General features: G+C 59.8%; 10 protein-coding genes and 1 pseudogene. 10 read left to right on the top strand and 1 reads right to left on the bottom strand.

The window, feature by feature from the left end; translation table 11 throughout:
* The 3 genes and pseudogenes from sdhB to AWB80_RS39490 form a co-directional block, all read left to right on the top strand.
* Positions 1-77: pseudogene (gene sdhB, locus AWB80_RS43730) on the top strand (succinate dehydrogenase iron-sulfur subunit); the annotation flags it as partial.
* A 193-nt stretch (positions 78-270) separates the two neighbouring features.
* Positions 271-693, top strand: a complete 423-nt coding sequence (locus tag AWB80_RS39495) for an ester cyclase (protein ID WP_061180040.1) — start codon at positions 271-273, stop codon at positions 691-693.
* Position 694: 1 nt separating this feature from the next.
* Positions 695-1,339, top strand: a complete 645-nt coding sequence (locus AWB80_RS39490; RefSeq protein WP_061180039.1) for a TetR/AcrR family transcriptional regulator — start codon at positions 695-697, stop codon at positions 1,337-1,339.
* Between the two features lie 71 nt (positions 1,340-1,410).
* Here AWB80_RS39490 and AWB80_RS39485 read toward each other — a convergent pair whose 3' ends face one another.
* Complete coding sequence (locus AWB80_RS39485) at positions 1,411-2,751, bottom strand: capsule biosynthesis protein (protein WP_061180038.1); 1,341 nt, start codon at positions 2,749-2,751, stop codon at positions 1,411-1,413.
* A gap of 489 nt (positions 2,752-3,240) precedes the next feature.
* Between AWB80_RS39485 and AWB80_RS39480 the strand changes: the two genes are divergently transcribed.
* From AWB80_RS39480 to AWB80_RS39450, 7 genes are all read left to right on the top strand, one after another.
* Entirely contained in the window at positions 3,241-4,044 is an 804-nt protein-coding gene (locus AWB80_RS39480) for an ABC transporter permease (protein WP_244207009.1), read from the top strand.
* A complete protein-coding gene (locus AWB80_RS39475; RefSeq protein WP_061180037.1) occupies positions 4,041-4,706 on the top strand; it encodes an ABC transporter ATP-binding protein in 666 nt (221 codons plus the stop codon). The genes AWB80_RS39480 and AWB80_RS39475 overlap by 4 nt, the downstream gene beginning before the upstream one ends.
* Positions 4,703-5,857: a KpsE/RkpR family capsule polysaccharide export protein gene (locus AWB80_RS39470; RefSeq protein WP_244207007.1), complete on the top strand. Its 1,155-nt coding sequence runs from the start codon at positions 4,703-4,705 to the stop codon at positions 5,855-5,857. The genes AWB80_RS39475 and AWB80_RS39470 overlap by 4 nt, the downstream gene beginning before the upstream one ends.
* A gap of 4 nt (positions 5,858-5,861) precedes the next feature.
* The gene (locus tag AWB80_RS39465; protein ID WP_244207006.1) at positions 5,862-7,688 is read left to right on the top strand and encodes a polysaccharide biosynthesis/export family protein; all 1,827 of its coding nucleotides are present in this window, start codon (positions 5,862-5,864) and stop codon (positions 7,686-7,688) included.
* Positions 7,689-7,751: 63 nt separating this feature from the next.
* Complete coding sequence (locus AWB80_RS39460) at positions 7,752-8,759, top strand: phosphodiester glycosidase family protein (RefSeq protein WP_160147520.1); 1,008 nt, start codon at positions 7,752-7,754, stop codon at positions 8,757-8,759.
* On the top strand, positions 8,756-9,769 hold the full coding sequence (locus AWB80_RS39455) for a hypothetical protein (protein WP_061180035.1): 1,014 nt from the start codon (positions 8,756-8,758) through the stop codon (positions 9,767-9,769). Before AWB80_RS39460 ends, AWB80_RS39455 begins: the two co-directional genes overlap by 4 nt.
* Positions 9,770-9,851: 82 nt before the next feature.
* Complete coding sequence (locus AWB80_RS39450; RefSeq protein ID WP_061180034.1) at positions 9,852-14,294, top strand: CDP-glycerol glycerophosphotransferase family protein; 4,443 nt, start codon at positions 9,852-9,854, stop codon at positions 14,292-14,294.
* The last annotated feature ends 3 nt before the right edge of the window (positions 14,295-14,297 follow it).

Here is a 14,297-nt window from a genome sequence, read left to right as displayed (position 1 = left end):
ACGTGTGCCCCAAGGGGCTCAATCCGACCAAGGCGATCGGCAAGATCAAGGAATTGATGGTGCGACGGGCTGTCTGATACCCTGATCGAAAGAAGAAATGGCGCAGCCTCGAAAGAGACTGCGCCATTTTTTTTATCCGTAAGAATTCACCCGAAGTGAAGTGATTGCATAGCTAAGCATTAGCCTCGGGTACCGATATTTCGATCTTGTAATGAGACTGTCGTCTCACTAAAATGAATCGGAAAGCGTGACTTGCGCAAGGAGGCAATCATGACGCTGACTTCAGTAGAGATGGACCGGAAGATCGACGAGCACTTCGGCTTCGAGCGCCGCGATGATGTCGAAGGCGTGCTCGCGACGCTTACGAAGGATGTCGAGCACGATGTCGTCGGCTGGCCGGCAGGTCCGGCGCATGGACGCGAGGGCGCGCGGCCGTTCTACGAAGCGCTGTTCGCCGATCTGTCGGAAAGCCGGGTCGAATGCTTGCGCCGTCTTTATGGCGATGGCTTCGTCATCGATGAATCGTTATGGCGCGGCAAGGCGCCGGGCAGGCCGTTCGGTCTCGAAGGCTGTGGGCGTCCGCTGGAATTCCGCATGCTGCATGTCGTCGAGTTCAGCGAGGGCGGGCAGATCAGGCGAGAGAACGTATGGGTCGATCTCGCGGCGATCATCGGTCAGTTGCCGCAGGCCTGACATGGCAGATCCGGCAACGAGAACGCGCGGCAATCAGAAGCAGCGCACGCGCAAGGATCTGCTGCAGGCGGCATCGCGGCTCATGAAGCAGGGGCACAAGCCGAGTCTGGAGGAGGTCGCTGCCGAAGCGATGGTGTCGCGCGCGACGGCGTATCGGCATTTCCCGAGTGTCGATGCGCTTCTGCTGGAAGCATCGCTCGATGTCGACACGCCGGATGCCGGCACGCTCTTTTCTGCACGCGCATCGGCTGATCCGGTCGCGCGTTTGCTGCGGGTCGATGCTGCGCTTCACGACATGATTCTCGCCAATGAAGTGCCGCTGCGCATGATGCTCGCGCATTCGCTGGAGCGCGTGGCGAAGGGCGAAGCCGGAGTCGACGTGCCGTTGCGACAGAATCGCCGCACGCCGCTGATCGAGGCGGCGCTGGAGTCCGCGCACGATCAGTTCAGACCGGCGGCGCTCGACACGCTGACTCAGGCGCTCGCGCTCGTGATCGGCACCGAGGCGATGCTGGTCTGCAAGGACGTGCTGCAACTCGACGATGCGCGCACGCGCAAGGTGAAGCGCTGGGCGATTCGTGCGCTGGTGGATGCGGCGAGGAGAAGCGGTGGGGGAGGGGGCAACCAGAGGTCGCCATCCTTGTAGGCTGGACCATCAAAAGGCGCGAGCGACGTTCGATCCCGCGCGCAAAGCTCATCGCGTTGGTCAAGTCCAGACTAGTTAAGCGTCTGGAGCACGCGCATGAACCATGTCGCAAACAATTTCGTCGTGGCAAATGCGCCGCCAGAATCGAAGACAGCCAGCACTGCAGCAGATCCTGCAAGCTTTGTTGCAACTCGCATTGTTCGTCGAACAAGCCCCGACGGAACGAGATCGTCCGAAGCGTAGAACGAAGCGTTGATCTGCGTCGTATGCATCATATAGCGGTAGAAGCGCGTGAAGCTCGATCGATTTGGTTCGATTGGCGCTTGCCAGAATTTGTCGGGTTCGAACTCGTGGACGAGTGCCGGTCGCGCGTAAAACGCCGTTCCTGTCACACAGACCGGTGTTCCGTGATAGAGCGCCTGCAGGCCCGCTGTCGAGTTGACAGTCACTACGCCCTTGCTGCGCTTGAGGAGCGACGGCACGTGACCGCCCTGGACATAGAGCACGCGTTGCGCGACGCTTTCATCCGCTGCGACCGCTCGAATCAACGAGGCGTAGTCCGCGTGTCCGCGCTCGAGCGGGTGGTGCTTGAACACGAGCATGTCCGTAGATGCAGCGTGTTGCGCAAACGAGCGGATCGTCGCCTCGATGAATTCGCCATTCCCAGTCCAGTTGCTCGCATGAACGATTTGAGCATCCGTGTTGATCTGAAGAGGGACTAGAAAAAAGTCGGGCCCGTAGGGATCCAGTAGCGAGCCAAGCGTGCGCTTTTCTCCGAAATGGTGCTTTGCCTTGAGGTAGGCGGACCGCACCCACAGCAGCGTGTCGCGCGGCCGAAAAGGTTTGTGATGCTCGTAGTGCGGATACCGCTTTCGCGCCAGAGTTCCGAACGCGAAGTAGGTGAGCGAATACAGCGCCATTCGGCTGAAGGCGAAACGGAACCGCTCGGGCCGTGCGATCTGCGGAAAGACTGGAAGCGTCTTCGGGATGACAGTGGTGAGAGCGGAAGCGTCGTTCACGCCGCCTTCCTCGAGCGTGATCCACCACGGACGCGCATAACCCTCTTCGAATACGAAAATCTTCACGCCAAGCTCACGCGCAATGCTAATGGCTGTCTGGTGCATTGCACGCCATTGACCGAACAGAATGACGGCTTTGATCTCTCGCTCGAAGATCAGATGGCGGACAAACGCTGGCCATTCTTCGTTGGTGCCACGGTAGTGGACCGCGGAATCATCCCTGTAAAAGATTGAATCCCCACCGTTGAAGTTGACTTTGGTGATCCTCGCGCCCAGCGCGGTCAGGCGAAGAGCGAGCCGACGAAAGAACGGGCCGTTCGGACCTTGGAGTAGTAGGAGGTTCTCGTATCGGCTCAGTTGGTCAAGCCTTCGATATCGCGTGTGGCTGTTCATGATCCGAGGTTATGGACCTTTCTTGCGGTAGTGCGAACGCCTGGACGCATGATCCCGCGCCTGCATCAGTTCGGCTTCTCATCCTGGACCTGCACGAAACGGTGATGCTCCCCGCTCACCTTCGAATCGCGCGCAATGCGGCCGCATGTTAAGTCTTTACCGGAAGGTTTGTAGGGAGTGTTGCAAAAAAGATAAAGCTGACCGAAAGGATACAAAATTTGTAAGTGAATGTTTACGATCTGAGATATATTCTGCGCGCTTTGAGTTTTCATACATGTGTAACGGAAGTGTGCTTCCGGGACTTGGCGAGTGCTCCGCGCAGTCGCTCCAATTCAGTGATCGGTATCCAAGTGCAGCACGCAATTGAAGCATCGGGCCGCTTGCCCCATTTCGATATTCCGGCGAGCGTTCTCGCGTCCAGATGGTCGCGGCGCGCGGCCGTAACGGCCCCTACGCGGCTGAAGTTCGCCGCATTCGAATCAACAAGCGATGCCTGACAGCGCGCAGTTCAGATCGCCGCGCTCCTCCTTGAGCGTGATGCGGTCGGTGCTTTATGCACTCGTCTTGCGCGAAGCAGTCACGCGAATTTCCCTGGAACGCGGGGCGTGGATCTGGCTCTTGCTTGAGCCAGCCGAACACGTGGTTTTCCTGATGCTGTGGCATGGGCTCATTCAGCATCACCTGATTCCGGGTATCAACGCGCCGCTGTTCATCGGAGTCGGCGTGCTGTCGTTCTTCATGATGCGCAGCGTCGCCATGCGTGGCATGGACGCGATCTCGGCGAACATGGCGTTGTTTTCGTATCGGCAGATCAAGGCGATCGATACGGTATTGGCTCGCGCGTTTCTCGAGGGGTTTCTCTATCTGCTGATCTGCGCTTTGCTGATTGCGGGTTGCAGCCTCTTCGGCGCCGATATCTCCATGAGCGATCCATTGAGAGTGCTGGGTGCGTTCTTCATGCTGTGGTCGTTCGGTCTCGGACTGGCCTTGACCTTCTCGGCCGGCGCGAAGCTCGTTCCAGAGATGGGACAGATCGTCAAGATGTCCTTCGGACCTATCTACTACATGTCAGCGACGCTCTATCCGTCATCGTGGATCCCGGCCTCCATTCGTCCGCTGTTCTTCATGAACCCCATCGTGAGCGGCATAGAAATGATTCGAGGCGGCTTCTTCGAGGCTTATCACGAGCCTGATCTCGTAAATCCAGCCTATCTTGGGATCTGGTCGCTCGTCCTCGTGGTCACAGGTTTGTTTCTGCATGCGCGATTCGGCCGGAAGCTGGTGGAGAGATGATCGTCGTCAAGGATCTGGTGAAGCGTTATCGCAGTCATCACGGCAGCGAACTGGTGCTCAACGGTGTGAACCTCGAGATTCCGAGCCACGCGAAGCTCGCAGTCATTGGCCGGAATGGAGCCGGCAAAACGACTCTGCTCAATCTTCTTGGCGGAATGGACCGTCCGACGCGCGGCACGATCAGGCGGACTTGCCGGGTGTCCTGGCCGCTCGGGCTATCCGGCGGCTTCCAAGGTTCTTTGTCAGGCACTCAGAACGCGAAATTCATTGCGCGGCTTCACGGAGTGCCCGAGAGCCAGTTGCCGGAGAAGCTTGCGTTCGTGCGAGAGTTTTCGGAGCTGGGAGCGGGCATCGAAAAGCCGGTGAAGGCGATGTCCTCCGGCATGCGATCCCGCCTGGCGTTTGCCGTGTCGCTCGCATTCGATTTCGACCTGTATCTCGTCGACGAACTTACGTCGGTCGGAGACGCGGCGTTCCGCAAGAAATCGCGCGACGCATTTCGCGATCTTGCATCGCGCGCTGGTCTCGTGATGGTTTCGCATGACGAGTCCACACTCAAAAATTTCTGTGACAGCGCCATCTGGGTGAACCAAGGTCAGGTGCAATGGTTCGAGGATCTCGACGAGGCTCTTGGCCGTTATAAAGAAAGTATCGTTAGATGAAGTACTACCCTTCCGATGTACTGCTGCGCGCGACGCAGACGTTTCCGCGCGCGACAGCACGGTTGCGCACTTGGCGGCGCCACTGGCTGAAACTGCTCGTGCTGGTTGCTATCCTCGGCGCATCCGCTTACTGGGGGTGCATCGCGTCGGACCGTTACGTAGCAGAGATGCACGTCGTCGTGCAGCGTACGGACTCGGTTGCGCGTGGGCCCTCGGGCGACTTGCTTTCGGTCATATCGGGTTCGAACGAATCGCGAGATCTGCTCCTTTTCAAGGACCGGCTGCTGTCGCTCGACATGATGCGACGGCTGGATAAGAAACTTCACCTGCGAGAGCACTTCAGCGACTCCCGACACGATCTCTTCTCGCGTCTTTGGGACCGCGATGCCTCCGATGAGCGCTTCTACCAGTATTACCTTTTGCGCGTGACGGCTACATACGACGACTACAGTCAACTACTCGTCGTGCGCGCGCAAGGTTATACCCCTCAAATGGCGCAGGCGCTCGCGCAGGCACTCGTCAGCGAGGGCGAGGCCGACATGAATCGTGAGGACAACCAGCTAGCGGGAGAACAGGTCTCGTTCATCGAAAAGCAACTGGTGACGATTCGCGACCGCATGACGGCGGCGCGTCAAAAATTGCTTGAATTTCAGAACCGCAATGGGCTCGTGTCGCCGAGGGCGACGGTCCAGAGCGTGTCGGAAGTTGTCGCGCGTCTGGAGGCCGAACGCGCCGATCTCACAGCGAAGAAGCACGCGATGGAGGGCTATCTCACGGCCAATGCGCCGGACATGATCGAGATCGACACGCAGGTCGCCGCCATTCAGCGCCAGATTGCAACCGAGCAGGGCCGTCTAGCATCGCGTAAGGGCGATCCGCTCAACGCGCTCGTTGAACGGCAAGAACGACTTCAGGCGGAGGCTGTCTTTATGGAGGACGTCTACAAGACAGCGCTCGCCGCGCTCGAAAAGGCGCGTGTCGAGGCTACGCGCAAGATCAAGAGCGTCTCCATTCTCCAGTCTGCCAACCTGCCGCAGGAGTCGCTTGAGCCGCGGCGGTTATACAACGTCATTGTGTTCGCGGTGGTGTCGGTGTTGATCGCGGGTGTCATCTTTTTGCTCGGCGCGATCATTCGCGACCATCAGGATTGAAGTCATGTTTCGTGTCATTGCGGTAGGTGTGTTGTCGTCGGTTGCGGTAAGCGCGTTTGCCGCGCGTGCCGATGCGCCGGCTGGAACCGGCATCGCGTTGCAGTCTGTCTACGGGCAGCGCACGTCGGCGACGACTGCATCGAATCTTGCCGACGGTTTCAGCCGTGGCATCGGTAACGCGGTGCCGAGCGCGACGACAGATGGCCTGTTCGGCGGCCCGAATGCTTCGATGAGCGGCCGACCGCTGTTCGACGATCCGCGCGCCGCACCCAGCGATCCTGCATTGCCTGATAACGCGACGCCCATCCTGACGCTGACGCAGCGCGAGGATTACGCCGCGAACGCTGCCAGCGACGTGTTCGGCGCGCAACTTTTCACGGGTGCGTTTGCGCGCGGCAAGTCCGTCACCTTCAACGGCGATTACTCGATCTCCATAGGCGATCGTATCCGGTTGCGCATGTGGGGCGGCTTCGACTTCGACGCGGTGCTGACGGTCGATTCCCAAGGTTCGATCTTTCTGCCGCACGCAGGCCCTCTGCGAGTCGTTGGCGTGTCCAACCGCGACTTGCAGGCGGCCGTCACGAGCGCGCTGCGCCGTGTGTTCAGCGGCCGCGTTTCCATCTACGTGGACCTTCAGGCGGCGCAACCGGTGCGCGTATACGTCGCGGGTTTCGTGCGACATCCGGGCATGTATGACGGGACGTCTAGCGATACGCTACTTCGATATCTCGACGAAGCGGGCGGCATCGATCCGGATCGAGGTTCCTTTCTCGATGTGCAAGTCAAGCGTGGCAGCGTCGTGCGCGGCACGTTCAATCTGTATGACTTCCTGTTGCGCGGCGATCTCGGCTCGCCGCCATTGGCCGATGGCGACGTGATCTTCGTCGGGCCGCGTCACAGCACTGTCAGTGTGACGGGACTCGCCTCGAGCGCACGCCGCTTCGAATTTACCGGGCCTTCGACCACACTCACGCAGATTGCATCGGCCGCCAAGCCGGATGCAGCGGCCACGCACGTGCGAGTGACGCGCAACGCCGGCACGACGGTCAATGTCGACTACTTTCCGCTCGCCGATGGCCCTTCTGTCTTGCTGCACAACGGCGATCAGATCGAATTCACTGCCGACAAACAGCCCGGCACGATCACGGTACGGGTGGAGGGCGAGCATCGCGGTCAGCAGGAGTACGTGCTGCCCTATGGCGCGCGCCTGGGTTCGCTGTTGTCGCAAGTTCAGATGACTGAAAGATCCGCGACAGACGACGTGCAGCTTTTCCGCATGAGCGTGAGGCAGCGTCAGAAGCAGTTGCTCGACTCCGAGCTTCAGCATCTCGAAGCGGCTGTATTGACCGCGCGCTCCGGCACGGAGGAAGAGGCACGCTTGCGCAAGGACGAAGCGGCGCTCGCGCTGCAATGGGTCGATCGCGCCCGCAAGATTCAGCCGACGGGACAAACCGTGATCGGCAAGGGCGAGGTGCGCGACAACCTGCTGCTGGAAAACGGCGATGTGCTACGGGTCCCGGCGAAGGACGGTCTCGTGCTCGTGGGCGGCGAGGTACTGTTCCCCAATACCATTGCGGCCAATGATCACTTTTCCGTGGACGACTATATCGCGCAAGCCGGTGGTTTCTCGCAGGATGCGGATGGTTCTCGCGTGATCATTTCTCATCTGGACGGCACATTCGCAGACGCGCGCCGCGACAAGGCGGTAAAGCCGGGTGACCAGATCATCGTCCTGCCGAAGGTCGACTTCAAGACGCGTCAGTTCGTAAAGGACATTGCGCAAATTCTCTATCAGATTGCAATCAGCGCAAAGGTGGCGCTCGGGTTGTAAGCGCGTCGCGCAGTCGCCATGGCAAGTACGCGAGATTTATCCAGCAACGAGCGAGGAAACGAGATGCAGTGGGCAAGGTGGATCGCGGCCGCGTGCTGTGCAATGTTTCCCGCGCTGGCGTGCGCGGGCGGGCTTGGTTTGGGGACGCTGGAAGGCACCTATGACATCGGCGAAGGACCGGTGCCGGTGAAGGGGTATGTCGCTGTCGTCGAGATGGCGGCGGACTTCGTGCCGGTCGCGACCGGGCCGGACAAGGCAAATTGCGATGCACGCGCTCCGCTTCATCGCGAGACGACGCTCGCGTGGCAAGCGAGGACCCGGGCAACGCTCGCGATCAACGCCGGATTCTTCTACATGCCCCCGCACGACGTTCCCGAGTGCCAGCTCGCAACGTATCCATACAAGGCCTACGGTTTTCAAGCCAGCCTGCCGCCGTTGCCGGGTCATGCGCCGGCCGTGCTCGCGCTCACAAGGAAAGGCGCGCCGGCAATCGGCTACGCGGATCAAGTGGATGCGAGCCGCTTCGATGTGATCGTGTCGGGCGACTGGATTCGCGGAAATGACGGCGCGGTCGTGCATCGGGAGTTGCTCGTCGACGAGGCTCATGTGAACCCGACGCTCGATCTCGATCCGCGCATGGCAGTGGGCATCCGGCGTGACACGGGACGTCTGGTGGTCGTCATGGTCGAGGGACGCCGGCCGGATTCGAAGGGGCTGTCGCTCAAAGGGCTTGCGGGCGTGATGCGAGCGTGCGGTGTGACCGACGCTATCAATCTCGACGGCGGCGGATCCGCAACCTTCAGCTACGTCCCGGCGGTCGAACCGGCCGCGATTAAAGCGCTGAAGCCGATTCCGCTCAGCCAGGTCTGCGATCCGCAGGCACTGAAGGCAGGTCCGCTGGCGCTCGCGATCAAACAGCATTCGCTCGATGCGCCCTTGCGCTCGCACGCGCCTGGTGGCAAGGAAGTATCGGAGAGCGGACCGGACAAAGGCTATCGCCGCGTGCTCACGAACCTGGGTTTTAGCTTCGAAGAACATGCAGCACGTGAATCGACGGAGCCGTCGCCATGATTACCGCGCTCGTTCCCGTCGACCTCGCGCGCCGGCCCGTGAATCTGCTGAGACGCGTCGCCCGTCTGTTAGCTCGCGCACGGGCGCAGAGGCTGCACGTTGTCATCGGACACAATGATCGCGGCGGAATCTGCGATCGCATCCTGAAGAAGCTCTGTGCGCATCATGGTGCGGTGCTGGTCAGCGGCACGTTCTATGGTGGCGAAGTGAACATGGCGCGACTGCGCAACGAAGCCATCGAACACGTGAAGACGCCGCTCACGTTGTTGCTCGATGCCGACGTATACGTAGACCGCGATGTTCTCGCCAGCGTCGGTGCGTCCGTTCTTGCAAACGAAAGGCCGTTTCAGGTGCTGCCCTGCCTGTATCTGTCGCGCCGTGGTTCGTCAGATCTCGTTCGCCATCGCGTATCGCCAGAAAGTCTGTTGAACGACTATCTGCGCTTTCGCCGTGCGCCGTTCCTGCACATGGCGATTCCAAGTTCGGTAACGATTTTCCGCACGGAGGATTACCGCCGTGCGGGCGCGTTCGACAGCGGCTTCAGCGGTCACGGCTACGAAGACCTCGACTTCCTGATTCGTCTTGGTTGGCTTTACGACGCAATTCCTCGCTCGAACGAAATGCTGATCGACGCGCCGGTTCGCGCCCCGCTTCTAGCCTCCGGGTTCCGAGGACAACTTGCGCGCCTTGCTTTGCCCTCGCTCCTGCGCGGCCAGGTGGCGTTTCATCTCTGGCACTCGACGCGCCGGGACATTTACTACGAGGCGCGCACGCGCAACGCGAGCCGGTTCCAGCAGAAACTCGCGGACCAGTTGCCATCGGCGGCGGCTGTCGCGACCGCACCGGTTGCCACGTTCGATCTGTCGCTGATCGGCGCATGGTCGGACATGTGCCGGCGCAACAACGTCGACGTGAACCGCTATTCGGTCTTGTTCGACAACCGGCCAGGCCATGCCGACAGGCTCGACACCCCGATGCGCCGCCTGAAGTTCCTGCTCGGCAGCTATTGAAGCTGCGAAGTTCTCATCGGGGACATGGTGTTTTTTGGCAGTCGATCACCGGTGTCGCTGCACATCCAATCACGAGTCGTACATGAGCAAATTTGGAAAGAAATTTCGCAAACTTCGCCGCGATCCGGGCAAGTTCATCGATGACTTCATCGAAAATCGCAAGCGCCAGTTCGCCGAGCTACGAGGCCAACCCAAGACGTCGTCGGTGGCCGGGTCGATGAAAAGCACGCGGCGATATTCGGTGGTGAGTGCCGTGTATAACGTCGCGCCGTATCTCGATGAGTATTTCAGCAGTCTGTTTGCGCAGACACTCGACTTTCGGGATTGCATCGAACTCGTCATGGTGGACGATGGCTCGCCGGACGACTCGGCGCGCATTATCAGGAAGTGGCAGCGCAAGTATCCAGACAACATCAAGTATGTGCGAAAGGCGAACGGTGGCCAGGCATCGGCTCGGAATCTCGGACTCGAACACGCGACCGGCGGCTGGGTCACGTTCATCGATCCGGATGACTTCGTTTCTCCCGATTACTTCGAGCAGGTCGACAAGGTTATTGCAGCGGCAAAGCAGCCGCCGGCGATGGTTTCGTGTAATTTCATCTTCTATTTTGTGCAGGGCAAGCGGATTTCGGACACACATCCGCTCAGGTATCGGTTCGCCAAAGGCACACAGGCCGTCGACTTTTCAAAGTCGACGGCGCACATTCAATTGTCCGCACCGACCGCATTTTTCGACGCGGAAGTGATCGCGCGCCACCAAGTTAGATTTGACGAGCGCATCAAGCCGAATTTCGAGGACGCCCACTTTGTCAACACTTATCTGTTGCACACGGAAGGAAGGCAATCGATATTCTGTCAGGCCTCGAAATACTATTACCGCAAGCGTTCTGATGGCACGTCCACGTTGGACACCGCGTGGGAAAAAGAAGGTCTCTACACAGATGTGCTGGAACATGGCGTTATTGCGCTGATGTACGCCTGGTCTGAACGAACCGGTGTCGTGCCGGTATTCGTACAACGGGTGGCGCTCTATCACCTGATCTGGTACTTCAAGCGTCTCGTCAACAACGATAACCAGCTGGCGTTTCTGACCGACGAGCAACGAGCGCGATTCGTCGCGTTGCTCCACGAAATTTTCGCTCATATCGATACGAAGACGATCGACAAGTTCGAACTGGGTGGCATCTGGTTCATGCATCGAGTCGGCATGATGGCGACGTTCAAGGCCGAGCGCCCGAGCTATCAGATTGTCTACGTCGACGGTGTGGACTTTGATCGTCAACTTGTCAAGCTGAAGTATTTCGCTGCGGCGCAGGGCTTCGAATCGTTTCGGTACGACGGTGTCGAAGTCGCTCCGGTGTTTGCGACTTCGCGCAGTCACACGTTCGCCGGCGCATCTTTTGTGCAGGAACGGATCGTCTGGCTGCCGCTTCGGCAGTACGCCAGACTGACAGTCATGCTCGATTGCGAGGACGTGCGCCTGTCCCTCAAGGGCAAGCAACATGAATCGCTGGCGATTGCCGAAATTCGCGCGCATTACGAGGCCGCCCGGCGCAATGCGCCTGGAAGCCAGGGCTTGACTGCCCGGATCATAGGTTGGCTGGCCCGACTCCCAGCAGTGCAGACGAAGTTTCAGGACGCGTGGGCGCTGATGGATCGCGACGTGCAGGCCGACGATAACGCCGAGCATTTGTATCGGTACCTGAAAAAGTCGCGGCCTGAGATCAATTCATTTTTCCTGCTCGCGCGCTCGTCGCATGACTGGAAGCGGCTCAAACGCGAAGGGTTCCGGCTCGTCGCGTTTGGGGGGCTTCGGCATAAGCTTCTGATGCTGAATTGCGTGCATCTGGTCTCGTCGCATATCGACCGATATGTCGTGAATGCTGTGCCCGTGGAAGCTTTTGGAGCCAGACTCAAACATCGGCTGACGTTCCTGCAACACGGTGTCACCAAGGATGATTTGTCCGACTGGCTCAATACAAAGGAGATCGATTGCTTTGTGACGTCGGCTCCGCGCGAGTTCGATTCCATCGCGGATGCAGGAACGCGTTATAAGTTTTCGACTCGCGAAGTGGTGTTGACTGGATTTCCCCGTCATGACCGACTTGTGCATGCATCTGTTCCGCAAAAAATCCTGCTCGTCATGCCGACATGGCGCCAGTCTCTGATGGGGGCCGCTGTGCCTGGGACATTTCGCCGGGAAGTGAATCGGGACTTCGTGGAGAGCACGTATTTCAAGGAATGGAACGGACTGCTTGGAAGCAACGCGCTTTCCGACCTGGCACGCGTCCACGGATATCGCGTCGTTTTTTATCCTCATGCGAACGTGCAGCCCTACGGCCGTTTGTTCGAACTGCCGGACAATGTTGAACTCCTATCGCACACCGACGGTAGCATCCAGGATGTTTTCCAGTCCGCGGCGATGATGATCACGGACTACTCATCGGTTGCCTTCGAGTTCGGGCTTATGCAACGGCCCATCGCGTATTTTCAGTTCGATCGCTCGGAAATATTCGCAGGCAGCCACACCTATCAGAAGGGCTATTTCGACTACGACGCCGATGGTTTCGGACCGGTATGCGGGCAGCGTGTCGAGGTGCTCGATGCGGTATCGGCGATTCTCGAGGGCGGGTGCAGAATGTCACCCGAATACCGTGCCCGCGCAGAAGCTTTCCTGCCGTTGCGCGATGGCCGCAATTGCGCGCGCACCTATGAGGCGATCGCAGCGCTCGACAAACCCGCCGTCGCATCTCTGCTCACAGCGAAGCAGGCCATCGAAGGGCTCGAACAAGCGGTTGCGGCGCAGAAGTGGAACGTCGCCATTGAAAGGGCTGCATGCATCGAGGCGATGAGCGTGCTCACCCCGGAGGAACGCACGCAGGCCGCTTTGCGTGGTTCGCAGGCATGGCGCAAGCTCGGCGACGCACATGCGGCACGAGGCGTCCTTGACGGCGCGAACGTGGGGTCGCAGACCGGCATCGCGGCCGCGATCGAATGCGCGGAAGTCGCTTCGATGGTCGGCAACTGGGACGAAGCTGTTGAATGCTGGAACCAGGTCGTCATGCGCCTTTCGGGCCTGCAAGACGTGAATGACGCACAGGTGTCTGTCCACGCACGGCACCAACTCATTCGCGCGCTGATGCATGCGGAGCGTGACGCCGACGCGCTCAAGCATGCAACACAACTGCTTGACGGCACGGATGATTGCATCGCACTGCCCGAGTTCGGGCAAATGAGCCGTGTCGCGTTCGAGATGAATGATTTCGTGCTCGCCCGACGTTTCGCGCTCGCCGTGCTCGATTCGGTGCACTCCGATGTCGATGCCGAAAGCACGGGACGCGCAATGGCGACGCTGGCGGCGGTCTCGGAAGCGCAGGGCGACTCGATGATGGCACGAGGGTCGTGGATGCGAGCGTTGCGCCTTGCGCCGCATTGCATGGCCAGCGCGGCTGCATTCGATGCGCTTGCCGACGAGCAGGAGATGTGGAGTGCCGTTCGCTGGACAGAAGCACGCGAAGCATCGTCTATGTTCGTCGATAGCTTGATAGACATGCAAGTCAGTGAATCGGCGCACGAACTCGACGTCGCGCTGACTCTTTGCGCAATGCATCGTGCGCTTGGCGAGATCGAGACTGCGAAGCAGATTCTCGGCATGGCACAAGCAATCTATCCAGACGACGTTTTCGTTCATCTTGAAACGGCCGAACTGGCTCTCGCCGTCTGCGACTACGTGAGTGCGAAAAATGAATTCGCGAAGGCTGACGCTACGCCATGCGGTTCGCGACTCGGCCGCGTCGCACGGGGCCTCGTCATCGCGCGGCAATCGCTCGGCGAGCTGGAAGGCCTCGACCTGCTCGCTTCGGCACTCATCGCAAAGCGGCCGGCCGATCTGGGGGCGGTACGCGCATTCGCGTCCATCGCGTCCGCCGAATCCCGATGGAATGATGCGTGCGACCGCTGGCGCAGCGTACTTGCGCTGGTTTCACCAGACGATGCAGCGGCGCACAATGACGCTTCCATGAAGCTTGTCGAAGCGTTGCGCGCCGATGAACGACCGGACGAGGCGCAAGCCATTCTGTCGATCATGGTCGAAAAAGCCCCCGGCGATATCGCAATCATGCGAGCCCTCGGTGAACTCGCGACGCAACGAGAGGACTGGCCGCTCGCGGTGGCTACGTGGAGCAAGGTGGAGCATCTGGCGGCGTTGTTGCCGGAACGCCGTCACGCCTCCCGAATGCTCGCTTTCGCCTCGTGGTGTTCGGGCGACGAGGCACTCGCACGCGAGCGCCTGTGGCGTGAAGTCGAAGCGAGCGCGTTCAGTGCACTTGCCGCTGACGATGTCGTGCTCGCAGCACGCCAGATGTCGGGCGTGACGCTTCGCACACACGGCGGCATGTCTTCGGGAAAGACCGTCGGTCGCTCGGCCGCGCACGATTGCCTATCATTCGATGATGACGGCGCCGACCAGCAAGTAAGTGCGCCGAGATCCGGTTCGGCGTTCGTGGACGTCAATGGCCACGCCTGATCG

Origin of the sequence: Caballeronia pedi, from assembly GCF_001544915.2 — a bacterium.
GTDB classification, from domain to species: Bacteria; Pseudomonadota; Gammaproteobacteria; order Burkholderiales; family Burkholderiaceae; genus Caballeronia; species Caballeronia pedi.
Note: the sequence above shows the minus strand (reverse complement) of the source record. Positions and strands in the feature narration are given on the sequence as shown.

Excerpts from the sequence above, each read along its gene's own strand:
- AWB80_RS39460 (WP_160147520.1), top strand. The coding sequence starts at position 7,752 with ATGCAGTGGGCAAGGTGGATCGCGGCCGCGTGCTGTGCAATGTTTCCC.
- AWB80_RS39480 (WP_244207009.1), top strand. The coding sequence starts at position 3,241 with ATGCCTGACAGCGCGCAGTTCAGATCGCCGCGCTCCTCCTTGAGCGTG.
- AWB80_RS39470 (WP_244207007.1), top strand. The coding sequence starts at position 4,703 with ATGAAGTACTACCCTTCCGATGTACTGCTGCGCGCGACGCAGACGTTT.
- AWB80_RS39490 (WP_061180039.1), top strand. The coding sequence starts at position 695 with ATGGCAGATCCGGCAACGAGAACGCGCGGCAATCAGAAGCAGCGCACG.
- AWB80_RS39475 (WP_061180037.1), top strand. The coding sequence starts at position 4,041 with ATGATCGTCGTCAAGGATCTGGTGAAGCGTTATCGCAGTCATCACGGC.
- AWB80_RS39465 (WP_244207006.1), top strand. The coding sequence starts at position 5,862 with ATGTTTCGTGTCATTGCGGTAGGTGTGTTGTCGTCGGTTGCGGTAAGC.
- AWB80_RS39455 (WP_061180035.1), top strand. The coding sequence starts at position 8,756 with ATGATTACCGCGCTCGTTCCCGTCGACCTCGCGCGCCGGCCCGTGAAT.
- AWB80_RS39495 (WP_061180040.1), top strand. The coding sequence starts at position 271 with ATGACGCTGACTTCAGTAGAGATGGACCGGAAGATCGACGAGCACTTC.
- AWB80_RS39450 (WP_061180034.1), top strand. The coding sequence starts at position 9,852 with ATGAGCAAATTTGGAAAGAAATTTCGCAAACTTCGCCGCGATCCGGGC.
- AWB80_RS39485 (WP_061180038.1), bottom strand. The coding sequence starts at position 2,751 with ATGAACAGCCACACGCGATATCGAAGGCTTGACCAACTGAGCCGATAC.